The organism is Chryseobacterium viscerum (genome assembly GCF_025949665.1).
In the GTDB taxonomy this organism is placed as follows: Bacteria; Bacteroidota; Bacteroidia; order Flavobacteriales; family Weeksellaceae; genus Chryseobacterium; species Chryseobacterium viscerum_A.
On sequence record NZ_JAPDFT010000001.1, the window covers coordinates 609,426 to 626,686 of the forward strand.

General features: G+C 35.2%; 16 protein-coding genes and 1 riboswitch. Of the genes, 5 read left to right on the forward strand and 11 right to left on the reverse strand.

Translation table 11 applies throughout. From position 1 onward, the window contains the following. Window positions 1–74 precede the first annotated feature (74 nt). Window positions 75–1,721 (forward strand): alkaline phosphatase PafA, encoded by a 1,647-nt coding sequence (gene pafA / locus OL225_RS02860; RefSeq protein ID WP_264517206.1) that lies wholly within the window; start codon window positions 75–77, stop codon window positions 1,719–1,721. A 61-nt stretch (window positions 1,722–1,782) separates the two neighbouring features. On the opposite strand, the gene OL225_RS02865 is transcribed toward pafA, so the two are convergent. Next, complete coding sequence (locus OL225_RS02865; protein ID WP_264517207.1) at window positions 1,783–2,919, reverse strand: tetratricopeptide repeat protein; 1,137 nt, start codon at window positions 2,917–2,919, stop codon at window positions 1,783–1,785. Then, window positions 2,916–4,544 (reverse strand): helix-turn-helix domain-containing protein, encoded by a 1,629-nt coding sequence (locus OL225_RS02870; RefSeq protein WP_264517208.1) that lies wholly within the window; start codon window positions 4,542–4,544, stop codon window positions 2,916–2,918. Before OL225_RS02870 ends, OL225_RS02865 begins: the two co-directional genes overlap by 4 nt. Window positions 4,545–4,698: 154 nt before the next feature. On the opposite strand from OL225_RS02870, the gene OL225_RS02875 reads away from it, so the two are divergent. The 3 genes from OL225_RS02875 to OL225_RS02885 all read left to right on the forward strand — a co-directional run bounded on the left by OL225_RS02875 (window position 4,699) and on the right by OL225_RS02885 (window position 9,248). Further along, window positions 4,699–6,012, forward strand: coding sequence for a T9SS type A sorting domain-containing protein (locus OL225_RS02875; protein ID WP_264517209.1), 1,314 nt, complete (start codon window positions 4,699–4,701; stop codon window positions 6,010–6,012). A 125-nt stretch (window positions 6,013–6,137) separates the two neighbouring features. Next, window positions 6,138–6,315: riboswitch (cobalamin riboswitch) on the forward strand. 30 nt (window positions 6,316–6,345) lie between these two features. Beyond that, the gene (locus tag OL225_RS02880; RefSeq protein ID WP_264517210.1) at window positions 6,346–8,172 is read left to right on the forward strand and encodes a TonB-dependent receptor plug domain-containing protein; all 1,827 of its coding nucleotides are present in this window, start codon (window positions 6,346–6,348) and stop codon (window positions 8,170–8,172) included. Window positions 8,173–8,192: 20 nt separating this feature from the next. Then, the gene (locus tag OL225_RS02885; RefSeq protein ID WP_047378656.1) at window positions 8,193–9,248 is read left to right on the forward strand and encodes a YncE family protein; all 1,056 of its coding nucleotides are present in this window, start codon (window positions 8,193–8,195) and stop codon (window positions 9,246–9,248) included. A 167-nt stretch (window positions 9,249–9,415) separates the two neighbouring features. On the opposite strand, the gene OL225_RS02890 is transcribed toward OL225_RS02885, so the two are convergent. The 9 genes from OL225_RS02890 to OL225_RS02930 form a co-directional block, all read right to left on the reverse strand. Continuing rightward, the gene (locus tag OL225_RS02890) at window positions 9,416–10,834 is read right to left on the reverse strand and encodes a CCA tRNA nucleotidyltransferase (RefSeq protein WP_264517211.1); all 1,419 of its coding nucleotides are present in this window, start codon (window positions 10,832–10,834) and stop codon (window positions 9,416–9,418) included. A gap of 37 nt (window positions 10,835–10,871) precedes the next feature. Further along, window positions 10,872–11,216, reverse strand: a complete 345-nt coding sequence (locus OL225_RS02895; RefSeq protein ID WP_047378654.1) for a nuclear transport factor 2 family protein — start codon at window positions 11,214–11,216, stop codon at window positions 10,872–10,874. 107 nt (window positions 11,217–11,323) lie between these two features. Continuing rightward, entirely contained in the window at window positions 11,324–11,872 is a 549-nt protein-coding gene (locus tag OL225_RS02900; protein WP_264517212.1) for an L-threonylcarbamoyladenylate synthase, read from the reverse strand. Between the two features lie 290 nt (window positions 11,873–12,162). Further along, window positions 12,163–12,591: an IS200/IS605 family transposase gene (tnpA, locus tag OL225_RS02905; protein ID WP_264517213.1), complete on the reverse strand. Its 429-nt coding sequence runs from the start codon at window positions 12,589–12,591 to the stop codon at window positions 12,163–12,165. Between the two features lie 249 nt (window positions 12,592–12,840). Further along, on the reverse strand, window positions 12,841–13,353 hold the full coding sequence (locus OL225_RS02910) for a DinB family protein (RefSeq protein WP_047378651.1): 513 nt from the start codon (window positions 13,351–13,353) through the stop codon (window positions 12,841–12,843). An 89-nt stretch (window positions 13,354–13,442) separates the two neighbouring features. Next, entirely contained in the window at window positions 13,443–13,892 is a 450-nt protein-coding gene (locus OL225_RS02915) for a GNAT family N-acetyltransferase (RefSeq protein WP_264517214.1), read from the reverse strand. A 70-nt stretch (window positions 13,893–13,962) separates the two neighbouring features. Next, a complete protein-coding gene (locus OL225_RS02920; RefSeq protein ID WP_264517215.1) occupies window positions 13,963–15,102 on the reverse strand; it encodes a cystathionine gamma-synthase in 1,140 nt (379 codons plus the stop codon). A 135-nt stretch (window positions 15,103–15,237) separates the two neighbouring features. Continuing rightward, window positions 15,238–15,561, reverse strand: a complete 324-nt coding sequence (gene gldC / locus OL225_RS02925) for a gliding motility protein GldC (RefSeq protein ID WP_034695059.1) — start codon at window positions 15,559–15,561, stop codon at window positions 15,238–15,240. Between the two features lie 21 nt (window positions 15,562–15,582). Next, a complete protein-coding gene (locus OL225_RS02930; protein ID WP_185097859.1) occupies window positions 15,583–16,569 on the reverse strand; it encodes a gliding motility protein GldB in 987 nt (328 codons plus the stop codon). 52 nt (window positions 16,570–16,621) lie between these two features. Here OL225_RS02930 and OL225_RS02935 point away from each other — a divergent pair, with 52 nt between their 5' ends. Continuing rightward, window positions 16,622–17,260: a protein phosphatase 1 regulatory subunit 42 gene (locus OL225_RS02935; RefSeq protein ID WP_264517216.1), complete on the forward strand. Its 639-nt coding sequence runs from the start codon at window positions 16,622–16,624 to the stop codon at window positions 17,258–17,260. Window position 17,261 lies beyond the last annotated feature (1 nt).

Consider the following 17,261-nt stretch of genomic DNA (forward strand, 5'->3'; position numbering starts at 1 on the left):
TCAAAATTAAATAAAATTTCACACTCCAAAACTTTCAAAACCCTTAAATTTGTTGTCAATAAAAATTTACTTGGATGCTTAGGAACATTTCAATTGCGGCAGCTACTTTTTTGTCCGTAGTTACAATCAATGCGCAGAAGAACAGAAATACCCAGCTTGAGAGACCAAAATTAGTGGTAGGTCTTGTAGTAGACCAGATGCGTTGGGACTATTTATACCGTTTTTATGGTAAGTATGGAAATGATGGTTTCAAAAGACTTTTGAATACCGGATATTCTTTGAATAATGTACATATTCCTTATGTTCCTACCATTACAGCTTTGGGACACACATGTATCTATACAGGTTCTGTACCGGCTATTCACGGAATTGCAGGAAACGACTGGACGGATAAGGAAACAGGAAAAGGAGTCTATTGTACTGCCGATGAAAGCGTTCAGCCAGTGGGAACAACCAATACAAAAACCGGAAGCCATTCTCCGAAAAACCTTTGGTCTACTACGGTGACTGACGAATTGAGATTAGCAACTAACTTCCAGGGAAAAGTAATCGGAGTTTCTTTGAAAGACCGGGCTTCTATTCTTCCCGCAGGGCATACTCCAAACGGAGCTTTCTGGTTTGATGACAGCACTGGAAATTTCATTACAAGTTCATGGTATATGAATGACCTTCCTCAATGGGCAAAGTCATTCAATTCTCAGAATCTTCCTGAAAAATTAGTAGCAAACGGTTGGAATACCTTACTTCCGATTAATCAATATACAGAAAGTGCACCAGACAATTCTTCATGGGAAGGCTTGCTGGGAAGTGCAAAAACACCTACATTCCCTTACAGCAACTTAGCAAAGGATTATCAGACTAAAAAAGACAATATCCGTTATACACCTTTTGGAAATACGCTGACATTGAAGTTGGCAGAAGCTTCTGTAGAAGGTGAAAAACTGGGTGGAGATAATATTACAGACTTTTTAGCCATCAACCTGGCTTCTACAGATTATGCAGGCCATAAATTCGGACCGAATTCTATTGAAGTAGAAGATGTTTATATCAGATTAGACCAGGATTTAGCTGAGTTCTTCAATTATTTGGATTCTAAAGTAGGAAAAGGGGAGTACACCGTTTTCCTTTCTGCTGACCATGGTGGAGCACATTCTGTAGGATTCCTTAAAGAACATAAAATCCCGACAGGTTTCTTTGGTGAAGATGCTGAAAAAAATCTGAACCAAAAGCTAAAAGATAAATTCGGAGCTGATAAACTGATCAACGCGATTGATAACTATCAGATTTATTTTGACAGAAAAGTATTAGCAGACAGCAAGCTTGAATTGGATGATGTAAGAAACTTTGCTGTAAAAGAAATTGAGAAAGATCCTACCGTTTTATACGCTGTTTCTGTAGATAAAGTTCAGGAGTCAAGCATTCCGGAGCCGATCAAACAAAGAATTATCAACGGAATCAACAGACAGAGAAGTGGAGATATTCAGCTAATTTCTCATGATTCTATGCTTCCTCCATATTCTAAAACAGGAACTACACACAGTGTATGGAATTCTTACGATTCACATATTCCATTGATCTTCATGGGATGGGGAGTGAAGCAAGGAGAAAGCAATAAAGAATACCACATGACAGATATTGCTCCTACGGTATCTTCTTTACTGAAAATCCAGTTTCCAAGTGGAAATGTAGGAAATCCAATTACAGAAGTTATTGGTAAATAAACCAGAAATTATACTTTATAAAAAAACATTCCAATTTGGAATGTTTTTTTGTTTTCATAGCTTATGATGTTCTTATCATTTGCTGTATCTCTTTATGAAACTTTTTATTCTGTTTTCTGATTTTTACAATAAAATATAAAAGGATAATTACTAAAATAGATCCCAGCAGTATGGATCCAATTTTAATGTAATGATAATAAGATTTCAGTTTTTCACTTTTTAATGCGGTTTCTTTATTATGATTGTCAATTACCTGGTTAATGGATTTCAGTTCATTCTGTTTTCTTTTAAAGCGCATTTCCAGGTATTTTTTATTATACTGCTGATAAAGATTCTGTTGTCCCATAGCAAGATAATTTTCTGCCAATTCCTTGTAAATTCCTTCATTCAGGGTGAGGTCTCCTGTATTTTTACAAAGGTTTTCTGCTTTTAATAAAAGGCTTATAGCGGATTGATTTTCATATTTTTTCTTATGTATTTCAGCAATTCCTTTTAAGGCAAAAGCTTCCAGACTTTTAGCATAATTCTTTCGGGCATTGTTTAAAGACTGCACAAAAGCTTCCTGGGCTTTATCAATTTGATTGAGGTCAAGATAGCAGTATCCAATATTGTAGAAGACTACACTCATGTTGGAGTAAGTAGCTTTCTTTACAGGTACTTTTTCAAAATTCCGTATTGCAATTAAAAATTTTTCCAGTGCAATCTCTGAATTGGACTGGCTCTTGTAAATCATTCCTCTTATGGCGTAGCTCGTAGCAATTTCAACATATTTCACAGGGTTTTTGTCAGGGATTTTAGCAGTATACTGATCCGCTTCGTTCAGTGTTTCAAGGCTCTTGCTGAAAAGTTCCATCTGCTGATATTGTATTGCAACCGAGATAAGAGCTATTGCATGGCTCAGAGGGTCATTGGTTTTCTTTGAAAGTTCCTTTGCTTTCAAAATATATTTTAATGATTCTTCAAAGTTTCTTTTAGCAATATTAGCTGTGGAAAGAAGCTTATAAAGATTAATGGACGTTTTTACATCATGAGATTTTTTTAATAACTGTTCTGCAATTTTAATCGTATTATCAGGATTATCATAAAGATCAAGTTCAGCCTTTCTTATTAAGGCACTATCTGATGTCTTTTTTTGGGCTTTTGTGAAAATACAAAAAGACAACAGGAACAGTGGCAATATTCTTAAAAGTGATTTCATACGGTTTTTGTTTTACTGATTTCCTGAATATAGGCATTGGGAGACATTCCGGTGACGGATTTAAAAACGGTTGTAAAGGCGCTGTGCGATGAAAATCCTGAATATTCGGCAAGGTAGCTCACTTTATAATTAAGAAAGGTAGAATCATTCTTTAATAACTGTACAATATGATTGATCCTTAGCTTATTAATGTATCCGTTGAAATTTTTCTCCTTGTTATTGATTACTTCAGAAAGGTATTTTGGATTAATTTCCATTTGAGAAGAAAGCATAGATAAAGACATATTTTTATTCAGATATCTGTTGGATTTTTCAAACTCTTCAAGTTTCTGAAGGATTTCATCTTCTTTTCCCCGCGACATTTTAGTGGTAACGGCATCTTTTGTTGTTGAAAAAGCTTTATTTAATAAGACGGGTTGAAGTTTCTCATTGCTTTGTTTCTCAAAGAAATCAAATTGCTTTTTTAAATCTTTATTTTTGCTTTTAGTTATTAAAAAATAAGTGAACAGACCAACAACTATCAGGAACAGAGCGAGAATCAGAGGTAAGAAAGACTTAAGAAACATCAGTTTTTGAAATTCAATACTTTTATTCTGATTGGTTTCAACAAGTTTTATAATATATCGTATCCCTTCTTTCGAGCTTGCATCGGTTTTTGTTTTTAAATCATTGTAAAGTTTATTGTATTGATGGTATTTTACATCATTATGAAGTGCATAATAGCTGCGGGATAATGATTCATAGATTTTAATTTTTAAATTATTAAAAGGTAAATTTTCAATCAAAAAAAGTCCGGCCTCCAGTTTCTCAACAGAGGTTGTATAATCCTGTTTCAAAAAATAGTACTGGGACAGACTCTCATAAGCTAAAGCTAAAAGAAATGGCTGGTTTTTCTGGTGCTCAAGATCAGAAATAATACTTTCTATAAGCACTTTATATTTAACCATTCTATTTTGTTTCAACAGATAGGCAGAATGGAAAATTCTGTTTTCCGTTTTTAATATTCTGTTTTCTTCATTATCATTGTTAAGGTATTGGTTACTTTTATCAAGGTTTTTGAATGCTGCAGGATAATCTTTATTGATTCCCGAGTTCAAAGCTTGCAGTTGGTACAACTTTGCTGTGGTTATTCTTAATGCAGGATCGTTACTTTTAAGAAGCTTTTGATCAGATAAAAGCTGGGAGATAATTCTTTTTGACTGATTGTAAAGCCCCAGGTTTTGGTACTGATCAGCAAGATTATAATCACTGAAAATCTGCATAAAATAAGAAAGTTCATTTTTGGGATCGGAATCTTCTTTCTGAGCAAAAATGTTCACAGACTGTACGTAATCGCCTTTCATGGCAAAAGCTTGTGAAATAATGTTTTGCAGTACAATTTTATGCTCTGTATTCTGATCGCTTACAAGGATTCCTTGAGTATAACTGATGCATTCGTCAGAATTCTGATACAATTTCAGAAATGCCTTATCTGCCAGAATTTTAAAGTCCGGACCTGACTGTCCATTGGTAATAAAAGAACAGCAAATGAAAAGAAACAGCAGAATTCTTCTACTTTTTTGAAATAATTTTTGTCTTGATAATTTGTTTTTTGTGTTTTTTTGAATAGTTCGGGTAAAATCCATATTCAAAATAATGTTTTGTATCTGTTTGATTATTATTTGTTTAAAAATTAAACTCTTTTAAAATTCACGAATTATGAAAGCCTCTTTCTTTGGATAGGGAAAATATTGTATTAATATTGTTTTCACCAATTCGAGATGCTAAATATAATAAAATATGAAAAATTTTTACAGAATGTCAATGAAAATATTGACGGCTTGTCTTTTTCTGAAATTTGGCTTTGCAGAAGCGCAGCTTACTGTAATAGGTTTAGGAAATTATAATGTAGGCGCAGTTTCAGATAATGGAGTGGTAAGTATGCATACAAGTGCAGGCGGAATATATAAATGGAATGCAGCAGGCGGACTTGTACAGATAGGTTCAATATCAAACGGATACCCAGCTGCAGGCAGAACAATTGTTTCGAATGACGGAAGCAAAATATCGTCTTCGGTTACAAATTCTGCAACGGGATTTAATGAAATATCTACTTATGATGTAGCTACTTCCACATGGGTAAACAGAGGCGGGCTGGTTCCTACCGGTTGGGATGGCAGTGTAAGTTCTACATGGGGAATGTCACCTAGCGGAAATACTATTGTAGGGCTAGGATTCCTTACTGCAGCGAATGCACATGCTGTGAAATGGGATGAAGTAAACGGAATGGTTGATCTGGGAAGTATAGTTGCCGGACGAAGCTCAAGAGCAAATGCAATCAATGCGGCAGGAACGGTAATCGTAGGTTGGCAGGACGAACCCACAGGCACAAGAAGTGGTGCAAAATGGCAGGATGGAGTAGAAAGTTTTATTACAGATAATAACGGAAATCATGTAGGAGAAGCAGGTGGAATTTCTGCAGACGGAAATACGATTATAGGAGCAGCAAATCCTAACCCTTATGTTTGGAATGCTGCAAGCGGACTGACTTATATAACGCACCCTAATGCTTCAGCTAGTTTCAAAGGAGGAGCTACAGGAATTTCGGCTGACGGAACAAAGGTTATTGGATATTACAGAGCATTTGGAGCACCTCCGATGTCGGGAGAAGGCTTTATCTGGACTTCAGCTGCCGGAAGAGTCAATCTGAATACTTATGCAGTATCCTTAGGAATTGCTACGAATGGAATAACAATGGGACTTCCTCTGGCGATTTCACAAGACGGAAAGAAAATTGCCGGATCGGGAACGAATGCTTCAGGTCAAACAATAGCTTTTTATCTGGATACTTCTGAATTTTTATCCGTAAATGATATGGTGAAAGATAAAAACAATATTGGCATTTATCCTAATCCAGTGGCTGACATTCTATATTTTAAAGGAACAGGAAAAATAGAGAAAGCAGAAATTTACAATTTGGTTGGACAAAGGGTGAAATCATTCAATACTGTGGAAGGACAGATGGATGTTTCATCCTTGTCAAAAGGAGAGTATATTCTGCAATATTCTGTGAAAGGAGAAAAACAACAGAATTATAAATTTATAAAGAATTAAAACATATAAATAGTAATATTAGTGGGATGTATGGCCGTTTTCAATATTGAAGGCGGCTGTTTTTTTGTTTATTGGATTAGGAAGATAGGTTTTTCCCCGGTTTTGGGCGAATACATATAAAAAACTATCTTTGCAAAAATTTTGGTTTCCAGTATTTTGGAATGAAAAGGGAATCGGGTGTAACTCCCGGACTGTCCCCGCAACTGTAAATCGCAATAAAAGTTTCTGCAAACAGCCACTGTTTAAAACGGGAAGGAGCAGAATGCGAAAGTCAGGAGACCTGCCGGAATTATAATAAAAAACATATTGCTTTCGGAGGAAAAGTAAAAAAGTATGGATATAAAAAGATCTTTAGTACTGCTTTTTTCATCTTATGGCTGTTTTCTTTTTGCACAAGAGAAAACCATTGACACTATTTATGTCTTCGATAACCAGATGAATAGGGTGAAACTTTTTCATCCCGTAAAAATAATTTCGGCAGAAGAGGCCGAAAAAAACTCCAGTAATCTTTCGGAACTCCTGAGATTTCAGTCACAGGTTTTTATTAAAGAAAATGGCCGCGGAGCTGTTTCTTCACCCTCTTTTCGGGGAACAACTGCCCAGCAGACCGCTTTTGTCTGGAATGGAATTAATATCAACTCCAATTTTTTAGGACAGGGAGATATTAATAATATTGCTTTGTTCGGATATGATCAGATCGGTATAAAAGCCGGTGGAGGAAGTGTAGTGTATGGAAGCGGAGCTATCGGGGGAAGTATTCACCTGAATAACACCCTTGATTTTAATAAAGGTTTCCATGGTTCTTTATTTTCTGAGGTTGCTTCTTTTAATACCTATAATAATTTTGTAAAAGGTTCTTACAGCAATGATAAGTTCAGTTTTAAAGCTTCCGGAAATTATTCTGTAAGTGAAAACAATTATGAGGTAAGTGATCTGAACTACATCAACAGAAATGGGAATTACTACAATACCACATTCAATGCAGGTGCATCCTATAAGATAACCAACGATCATAAAATTTCTTGGCAGAGCCAGTTTTTCGATTCTTCGCAGCATTATCCTGTGTATGAAGAAACGGGAACAAAAACAAAGTATAAAACTCAAAGTATAAGAAGTCTTCTTTCCTGGGACTGGAATAAAACAAAGTTCAGCAACTCTTTTAAAGCTGCCTATACAGAAGAAAACTTTCAGTATTTCGGTTCGCTAAACCAACCTAAATCAAGTGGTGGAACAGGGAAAAACTATATCTTTAAAAATGATTTCAATTATTTCCTGAATTCTAAGTGGAATTTTAATCTTATCGGAGAATTTCAGGTCAATAAAGGTGAAGGATATCAGAGCGGAATATCCAGTGTCAGCAGAAATATTGGCTCTGTTTCCGGATTGCTGCGGTATTTTGCTACTAAAGACCTGCGTTTTGAAGGTGGATTTAAAAAAGATTTTGTGGAAGATGTGAAGTCTCCGTTTATGTATTCATTCTCCGGAAAATGGAGTGCCGCAAAATGGTATGATGTAAGTATTAATGTGTCAAAAAACTTCAGATATCCGTCATTCAATGACATTTATTATGAACCGGGAGGAAATAAAGATCTGAGACCAGAAACGTCTACCCAGTTTGATATGGTGAATGAGTTCAAAGCGGGAGATTTCAGACTTACTTTGTCTCCTTATTATATGAACGTTACAGATCTTATTGTATGGCTGCCTACTGCTTTAGGATATTGGCAGGCATTTAATGTCAATAAATCTGAATCTTACGGATTAGAATCTCAGCTGTCTTTCAGTAAACAGTTTGGAAATCATAGAATCCGTGCGAACGCCGGGTACTATTATGCAAAATCTATTGATAAAGAAACGAAGATGCAAAGACCTTACGTTCCCATGCACAGAGGAATGGCCAATGTAGATTATGAATATGGTTTCTTTAAATTCTTTGCACAGGGACTACTGAATGGCGTTACTTATACCACAAGTGACGAAAAGAGATCAGATGCCATAGATCCTTATTTTCTTTTAAATATGGGTGTTTCCGCAACGCTAGCAAAAAAATACACTTTAGGGTTTAAAGTGAATAATCTAACGAATACTTATTATAAAACAGTTTCTTTCTATCCTTTACCAAAAAGAAACTACAGTGTGTATGCAGCAATAAATTTTTAAAAAATTAAATTGAATAAATTATGAAAATAACTAAACTTTTAACTGTATTATTTGCAGTGGTTTTATTGTTTAACATGTCTTCATGTACAAGTGACTCTGCGGAGTTTGAAATGTCTCCCATCACTTACCAGAACGGATATTTTATCTCTAATGAAGGAAACTTCAACAGCCAGGGAGCTAAAGTAACATTCCTGACAAGAGATTTAAGTATGAAACAAGATGATGTGTATGGTTATAACAATAATAAAGAAATCCTGGGTGACGTTCTTCAGACCATTGGTCTTAACGGAAATAAGGCTTATCTTGTCATCAATAACTCAAACAAAATTGTTGTAGTAGATCGTTATACATTCAAAAAATTAGCAGTAATTACAGATCAGATTGATAATCCAAGAGGAATTGCTTTTGCGAATGACTTTATCTATGTTGCCAACCTGAATTTCTCTACGAATGCAACAAGTGTAACGAAATATAAAGTTTCTGACTATTCATTTGTAAGCAAAATCACTATGACAGGCGGTGCTGATAAAACAGTAGAAGCAGGTGGAAATGTTTTTGTACAAAATGCTACATCAGGATTCGGAAATATGATTACTTATATCAATGCTTCTAACGACAGTAAAACTGAAATTACTGTTCCGAATGGTAAAATTAACAGTACTGTTTCATACAAATCTAATGTTTACACCATTTCTTCTACAGCTACAGATTCTTATATCTACAAGATTACGAGCACTGGAGCAATGACACCGGTAATTACCCTGACAGGAATTCCAAGTGCTACCAATCTTCAGATTGATAATGATAAAATCTACTTCAGCTCTGCCAATAAAGTGTATACAACTGGTTTAGCTACTCCAACAGTTCCTTCCAGCCCATTATTAACAGCTGCGGATGGAGGTCCTTACCTTACACTTTACGGATTTAACGTTATTGACGGAAGAATTTTTGCATCAGACGTTCACCAGTTTACAGCAGAAAGTGAGATGGTAATATATTCAGGAACTACTGGTAACAAAATGGGATCTATTAAAACAGGAGGTCTTGGAGCTAACGGAACTTTCCTGAACCCATAATAATTTATCACACTTCTAAAAAATAATTTTTTATTTTTTCATCATTTGTGTTTTTTTCCGGCCGGTTTCTTTGGAAACCGGCCGGCTTTGTTTTATATCTGTGTATGAAAAAGCCCGGCGGGATGGAACATCCCGCCGGGCTTTTTTAATATTATCTATAGATTAAATTAAATTGTTAATCCAAGTTTTTCTGCTTCAGCAATGACAAACTTTGTGGCTTCCTCTTTTTCATTTGGAATTTCACCTTCCAGAATGGCTTCTTTTACTTTCTCTTTCAGAATACCAATTTCACGGCCGGGCTTAAGATTAAACATTTCCATAATCTCTTCACCAGTAATAGGCGGCTGAAAATTTCTTACCTGATCTTTTTCTTCCACTTCTTTGATCTTCACGGCTACATATTCAAAGTTTCTTTTGAATTTCTCCTGCTTTTTAGAGTTTTTAGTAGTAATATCGGCTTTACAAAGAGTAAAAAGATCTTCAAGGTTTTCACCGGCATCAAATAAAAGTCTTCTCAATGCAGCATCTGAAGCATCATCAGTGATCAGAGCAATAGGTCTGGATGAAAGTTTTACCATTTTCTGCACATATTTCATATCACTTCCTAAAGGTAATTTTAATCTTTGAAAAAGTGTTTTCACCATTTTTGAACCCAAAAATTCATGTCCGTGAAATGTCCATCCCGTTCCTTCTACGAATTTTTTTGTAGGGGCTTTCCCAATATCATGGAGCAGGGCAGCCCAGCGAAGCCAAAGATTATCTGTATTCACAGAAATATTATCTACAACTTCCAGCGTGTGGTAAAAGTTATCCTTGTGGGTTTGTCCTTCCACTTCTTCCACTCCTTTCAGTTCGATCAGTTCCGGAATAATCAGCTTCATAAGACCAGTTTGTTCCATGAGTTTTAATCCGACAGAAGGTTTTTCAGAAAGCATAATTTTGTTAAATTCTACCATGATTCTTTCCATAGAAACAATCTTGATTCTTTCTGCTTCCTGCTGGATAGCCTGAAGAGAGTTTTCCTCGATTTTAAAATTTAAAGTTGAAGCAAAACGTACCGCTCTCATCATTCTTAACGGATCATCAGAATAGGTTTGAGCTGGTTCTAAAGGAGTTCTTAAAATTCCTTTTTCAAGATCTTCAACCCCATTGAACGGATCTACCAGTTCTCCGAAGTTCTCTTTATTTAAAGAAATAGCCATCGCATTGATGGTGAAATCTCTTCTTTTCTGATCATCTTCCAGACTTCCGCCTTCTACTTCCGGTTTTCTGCTGTTTTCGGTGTAGCTTTCTTTTCTTGCTCCCACAAACTCAAGCTCAAGTTCTTTGTACTTGATCATGGCCGTTCCATAAGTTTTGAATACGGAAACCTTTAATTTAGGATCTATATCATGAGCTACACTCTGGGCAAGCTCAATACCGCTTTGCTCTGTTACAAAGTCTATATCTGTGGAAGCTTTTCTGTTCATCAGAAGATCACGCACATAACCACCCACAATATATACAGACTGATTATTCCTTTCTGCTGCTTCAGAAATTATTTTAAAAAGTTTTAAATTCTTATTTTGACTAAGATTAATTTTCATCGTTGATAATAGTGACAATTTCTACCCATGTAACTCATTAATCATAATGAGCATACATTTTACTAATTTTTCCATCTTCATTAAAAAACATGACTTCAACAGCATGTTTATCCATAATCGACTTATAAAATAATGCTACTGAATCTACTCCCGCTGTAGAATGAATAAGATCAAAGTGGAGATTTGGAAACTTATCCAAGGCTTTTTTCCAATATTTGCGGACGGCTTCTTTTCCCTTTAAAGAACTTTCTTTACCACCTGTAGCCATCGCTATCATGGGAGTTGTAATCTCAATATCATCCGAATAATGGGAGAGTATATCCTCTAAATCATGAGAATTCCATGCATTAATCCACATTTGAGCAAATTCCTGATGATTCATAGCAAATAATTTATGAGTTGAGTTTGCAAAGATAGAATTAAAAAAAAGAAATCCTGCCGATATGAACTGACAAGACTCTAAAAAATACACATAAATACTCAGGATTTTTATTCCCGAAGCACTTTTATTCTATTGTCATTCCATATTTTGATCACCGATGAACCAGAATATTTTGAAACTTTTTCTCTGTCTTCTTCCACAGCATAATCCACAAGGCTGATCATTTCCTCAGAAATATCAGAGAATTTCAACGGGCTTTTCTCGCCACTGAAATTGGCAGAGGTAGATACCAAAGGTCTGTTCAGTTTTGTAATCAGTTTTTTACAGAAATCATTTTTCACTAATCGGATTCCGATGCTTCCATCTTCTGCAAGAAGTTCTTTGGGCAAACCTCTTGGATTTTCATAAACAATCGTTACCGGTTTTTCGCTAAGATCAATAATTTCCCAGGCTATCTCAGGAACATCCACCAGATCCTGAAGTCTTTTCTCAGATTCTACAAGGATGATCATAGATTTATTTTTTTCGCGCTTTTTGATGTCAAAAATTTTATTGACAGCTTCTATATTGGTAGCATCACAACCTATTCCCCAGATCGTATCTGTAGGATAAAGAATTGTTCCGCCGGATTTTAATATTTCGATAATATGTTCCATAGTTGTATGTGGGTTCAAAGAGTGGATAAAGGTAAAAAATCTATGAATTTTAGGCAAAAAAATGGGATATAAATGTGATGATATTAATTGGTTTTGGTTAAAGCCAATGAGGAATGTATCATTTGAAAACAGGCTAAATCCCATTCCTATTGGTGTCTTTTTACGCCACAATTAAATGTTGTTAATTCAATAAATTATGGTAGAGGATGTTATTTATTTTATTCAATAGAAATGGGCTTTAGCCCATTTAAGCAATATGCCTAAATCTCTTGGCTTCAGCCAAAACTTACTCAGATTTTAAAATTATATTTTTCAACAAATTCCTTATATTCCTCACCGAAACTTTTTTTCTGATGATGCTTTTCCTGATTTTTAATGTAATTTCTTACGGTTTCTACCATGGATTCAGAAACGGACACCGCGAAATATTCATCCTGCCAGGAAAACGTTCCTTTTACAAGATCATTCTTATTAATCCAATGAGAAGATTCTCCTTTTAATAACTGTACGATTTTCTCTATATTTTGATTTGAACCCAAGGAAATTAGGCAGTGACAATGGTCTGAATATCCATTAATCATATCTAAAAATATTTCTTTTTCTGTAGCATATTCTTTAATATGTTTCCAGACTTTGAGACGTGTGTCGAATGTGTCAAGAAAGGGATCTCTGTTTCTTGTAGAGAAAACAAGATGAATGTAAATTTTGATAAAAGCCATTTGTGTTGTTTTATCAAAAATAGTATTTATTTAATAAGTTTTGGCTAAAGCCGATGGAATGGTATATAATATGAAAAACGGGCTAAAGCCCGTTCCTATTGATGTTTTTTATGACGTAATTTGTTGATCAAATAAATTATTATAGACGTTATTTTATTCAATAGAAATGGGCTTTAGCCCATTTAAACAATAGACATATACCACGGCTTTAGCCAAAACCTATAATAATCCAACATTAAACTTAACTTTCTACATCCATCCCAACTTCGATAAATACCTTTCTTCAATAATATTCAGGTGATGGTAATTGTGCCCTACAATTAGTTTTCCGATGGTTTCTACAGTGATTTCGTGGCCATTGGCTGTACCTGTATTTTGTAAAGCAGAAGGTTGAAGTGTTTCTAATAAAATCTGCGAAGATTTTCTCACCAGCTTGTACTCTTCCAAAAGAGATTCAAGTGTTCTTTCACCGGCAAAAGACTGGTCAGCATATTCATTTTCATCAAATCCTGGAAGATTGTTTTTGTCTCCTCTTGCGAAAGCTAATATTCTGTATTGAAAAACTCTTTCTGTATCTGATAAATGGAGTAGAAGTCCTTTTAATGTCCATTTTCCTTCTGCATAAGCGAAATGAGATTGTTCTTCGGTAAGGTTGGAATAAATCCCTGTTGTTTTGTCTGCTGATATCTGCAGTTCGTTGATCCAGTTTCCTGATGGAATCTGATCTAAATATCTTTGAATATATTTTTGAAAATCGGTCATGTTATTTTTTTGTTTTTAGTGTTGGTTTTGGGATTCGAGGTTTTGAGATCCGAGATGGAGAATATTATGTATAAATTACTTATTACTCATTACTCATGATTAGTCCACTCGTAGAAATTCACGGAGTCATACAATTCAAATCCACAGGCTGGATACAGCTGATTTCCTACATCATTGCTTTTTCCTGTCTCCAGAAGGATACCACATGCTTTTGACGAGTGGCAGAGTTCCTTAGATTCTTCAATCAACTCTTTAGAAAAGCCTTTTCCTCTATAGTTTTCATTCACATAGAGATCATTCAGCAGCCAGTAGCGCTGCATTCTTGTAGACGAAAATATCGGGTATAATTGTACGAAGCCTGTTAGTTTACTATTTTCTTCTGCAACAAAAATTTCAGAATCTTTATTTTCAAGTCTTTCCTGAAGGAAATTGGTCGAGGCAGGAATGTCTGAAGTCTTATGATAGAATATTCTATACTGGTCAAATAGTTCAGCCAGCTGAGGCAAGTCGGAGATGACTGCTTTTCTTGTGTTTTTCATATTATTAGTGATGGTTATAATAAAATGAGAAGGATTTTTAATAACCCCTCTCATTTTAGTTTATGGTATGTTAAGAAAAAGCTTTCTCTAAATCTGCAATAAGATCCTCAGCATCTTCAATACCTACACTTAAACGAACAAGGTCATCAGTGATTCCCAATTCAGCACGTTTTTCTGCCGGGATTGAAGCGTGAGTCATCAGAGCAGGATGGTTAGCTAAAGATTCCACTCCTCCTAAAGATTCTGCAAGTGTGAATACTCTTACTTTCTCTAAGAATTTGATTGCATCTTCTTTCTTTCCGGATTTGAAAGTGAATGAAACCATTCCTCCTGATTCCTTCATCTGAGATTTTGCCAGTTCATACTGTGGGTGAGATTCCAATCCTGGATAAATTACTTTATCTACAGCTGGATGGGTCTCCAGATATTTTGCTACAGCAAGTCCGTTGTCAGAATGTCTCTGCATTCTTAATGCCAGTGTTTTGATTCCTCTCAATACAAGGTAAGAATCGTGAGGCCCTAAAATACCACCACTCGCAAACTGAATAAAGTGAAGTTTATCTCCCAGTTCAGCATCTTTAGCAATAAGCGCTCCTGCAATCACATCAGAGTGTCCTCCTAAATATTTTGTTGCAGAGTGCATCACGATATCAGCTCCCAAATCAATAGGTCTCTGGATGTAAGGTGTCGCAAAGGTATTGTCTACCGCTACTAAAATATCTTTTCTTTTCGCAATCTCTACTACTGCTTTGATGTCTACCAATTTCATCAATGGGTTAGTTGGTGTTTCTACCCAGATCAGCTTAGTTTTATCAGTGATAACATCTGCAATTTTAGAAACATCGTCAAAATTCACGAAAGTAAACTTCAGCTGATATTTTTCGAAAAGTCTTGTGAACATTCTGTAAGTACCACCATAAAGATCATCTACAGCAATTACTTCATCACCAGGGTTTAATAATTTCAAAACACAGTCGATGGCAGCAAGACCAGAACCGAAAGCTAAACCCCTCGCTCCATTTTCAATACTTGCCAAAGAATCTTCCAATGCCTGTCTTGTAGGGTTGGCTGCTCTTGAATATTCATATCCGGAATGTACTCCAGGGCTTTTTTGTGCAAACGTAGAGGTTAAAAATACAGGAACATTTACAGAACCTGTTGCAGACTCATGGTGCTGCCCTCCGTGAATTACTTTTGTATTAAAATTCATAATTTTTTGCTTTAGGCTTGAGCATTAAGCAATAGAATATATTACTTAAGCCCATTGTTTTTTATTAAAATTTGCTCTAACTGAATACAAAAAGCTTACCGCTTACCGTCCCCAGTTTATCACAATTGTATTTTTTTACTTAATAGCAGATTTTACAGCAAACTCTTCTGCAATTTCTTCCATCCATTGCGCCACATCCTCTTCACCTGTCGCTCTCTGATAAGTGCTTCCTAAAGATATTAAAATCTGGTGGATAAACATCTTCATTTGATCTACAGGCATTTCTTTAGTCCAAAGATCAATTCTTAATGCCTCTCTTGTCTTATCATCCCATACAGAAATCATGGTTGCTTTGGTATCTTGTTTATCAATACCTCCGTCCTGAGCGTTCCATGTAATATTTTCAGGCACATGATTTTCATCAAGTTCTACATCTATCGTAATCTGAGTCTTTCTCATTTTTTCTAAATTCTAAATTTTCTATTGTTTAAGTTTCGGTTTATAACCAGATTCATTAAAAATGGTAGTTGCATCCATTTTCAGGAAAGCAGTAAGTTTTGTCTCAGGCTTTTCCTTAAGGTATGTTTTACAGATCTGCCATCCCGTAAAAATTCCGATTTGTGGTGAAGATTCATTATCAATCTCCGTATAAAATTTCGAGAATGGTCCAGGTGATATGAAACGTTCTCCCAATCTCGGATCATCTCCGAAGATCAGATTGCTTTCTACAAAATAATTCCAGATATTGGCCTCATTACCCGTTGCCCATTCATACTGCTTTTTGGTATAATTTATTTTCAGATAATCAGGAGTATCCGGAAGAAAAGCGTCCTGAAGAATCATTACTTTTCCGTTCAGAATGATCTGATCAATAAATTTCTGGTGATCTGGGGATTCTGTTACAATATTTTCAGCAAAAAGCTGTGATACTTTTGGAACAATATTCTGCGGGTTCATCGATTTTTGAAAATACAGTTCCAGTCCCTTATAATTAGGATTTCCGTCACCCATAAAACCGGTAACATCTATGAATAGAAGGTTTCCTTTCTGATCATAAAATATAGGATCCTGAATCATCTGTAATGCAGATGAAAATAAATATACTTTGGGGCTTTTGAACTGTGGGAAATAATACTTGATATGTGAGAATAAACTCTTCAGCTCCGTTTCTAATGTAGCCTGATTTATTTTTCCAATGGCTTCCTTATAGATTTTGATCTCTTCAGCATCCATTCTCCTTTTTTCGAAATCTGCATCTGAAACACTTCCCTGAAACCATGGAAATTTAGCTTTAAACTGCTCCAGTGGAACATTCGGATTATAAAATTCTTTGGAAATATCTGTTACATCAACTTTTTCGGTAGTTTCTTTAACTTCTACCTTCCATTGATTTTCAGTTTCTTTTTTGCAGGAAACAAGTCCGGCAGCTAAAATAGAAGAAAGCGCAATATATCTAAAAATCTTCATTATTTTTACATGGAATTTAAGTTTACAAAAATAAGGATTAAATACACAATTCATGATGAAAATTAAAATAATTACAACCCTTTGCCTTATTTGGGGACTTTCTTTTTTCTATGGGCAAAAGCTTGAATTTAAAGATAAAAACTTTGAAAAAGCAGTCCTTGAAAATTTTGATCTGAATAAAAACGGAATACTTGAACCCCTGGAAGCTGGGACAGTTACGAATCTGTTCCTTGTTCAGAAAGGAATTACTTCTACGGAAGATCTGCACTTTTTCAAAAATGTGAAAATGATTGTTATAGATGATAATACGATACAGAATATTGTAGTAAACAATCTGGATCAACTGGAATTGTTTTCCTGTACAGGGTGTAAGATTTCTTCATTCAAAGCAGAAAATTTGAAAAATTTAAGTTCTTTATACCTGGATAATAATCTCTTGGAAGGTATTTCGCTTAATGGAATTCCAAAAATTGACCAATTAACATTATCTTTAAATCAATTGAAAACAATTGATCTGACTCAGTTTAAAGCATTAAGGAAACTGAATTTAGAACATAATAAGCTTCAAAAAATTGATATTTCCTGGAATCCGGCTCTGCAAACCCTGAACGTAATGGGAAATAAAATAAAGGAAACGGATATCAAAAAAGGGATAAAAATAGATGTTGCCATTTTTGGAGTTGGAGAGTAAA

Excerpts from the sequence above, each read along its gene's own strand:
- pafA (WP_264517206.1), top strand. The coding sequence starts at position 75 with ATGCTTAGGAACATTTCAATTGCGGCAGCTACTTTTTTGTCCGTAGTT.
- OL225_RS02865 (WP_264517207.1), bottom strand. The coding sequence starts at position 2,919 with ATGAAATCACTTTTAAGAATATTGCCACTGTTCCTGTTGTCTTTTTGT.
- OL225_RS02870 (WP_264517208.1), bottom strand. The coding sequence starts at position 4,544 with ATGGATTTTACCCGAACTATTCAAAAAAACACAAAAAACAAATTATCA.
- OL225_RS02875 (WP_264517209.1), top strand. The coding sequence starts at position 4,699 with ATGAAAAATTTTTACAGAATGTCAATGAAAATATTGACGGCTTGTCTT.
- OL225_RS02880 (WP_264517210.1), top strand. The coding sequence starts at position 6,346 with ATGGATATAAAAAGATCTTTAGTACTGCTTTTTTCATCTTATGGCTGT.
- OL225_RS02885 (WP_047378656.1), top strand. The coding sequence starts at position 8,193 with ATGAAAATAACTAAACTTTTAACTGTATTATTTGCAGTGGTTTTATTG.
- OL225_RS02890 (WP_264517211.1), bottom strand. The coding sequence starts at position 10,834 with ATGAAAATTAATCTTAGTCAAAATAAGAATTTAAAACTTTTTAAAATA.
- OL225_RS02895 (WP_047378654.1), bottom strand. The coding sequence starts at position 11,216 with ATGAATCATCAGGAATTTGCTCAAATGTGGATTAATGCATGGAATTCT.
- OL225_RS02900 (WP_264517212.1), bottom strand. The coding sequence starts at position 11,872 with ATGGAACATATTATCGAAATATTAAAATCCGGCGGAACAATTCTTTAT.
- tnpA (WP_264517213.1), bottom strand. The coding sequence starts at position 12,591 with ATGGCTTTTATCAAAATTTACATTCATCTTGTTTTCTCTACAAGAAAC.
- OL225_RS02910 (WP_047378651.1), bottom strand. The coding sequence starts at position 13,353 with ATGACCGATTTTCAAAAATATATTCAAAGATATTTAGATCAGATTCCA.
- OL225_RS02915 (WP_264517214.1), bottom strand. The coding sequence starts at position 13,892 with ATGAAAAACACAAGAAAAGCAGTCATCTCCGACTTGCCTCAGCTGGCT.
- OL225_RS02920 (WP_264517215.1), bottom strand. The coding sequence starts at position 15,102 with ATGAATTTTAATACAAAAGTAATTCACGGAGGGCAGCACCATGAGTCT.
- gldC (WP_034695059.1), bottom strand. The coding sequence starts at position 15,561 with ATGAGAAAGACTCAGATTACGATAGATGTAGAACTTGATGAAAATCAT.
- OL225_RS02930 (WP_185097859.1), bottom strand. The coding sequence starts at position 16,569 with ATGAAGATTTTTAGATATATTGCGCTTTCTTCTATTTTAGCTGCCGGA.
- OL225_RS02935 (WP_264517216.1), top strand. The coding sequence starts at position 16,622 with ATGATGAAAATTAAAATAATTACAACCCTTTGCCTTATTTGGGGACTT.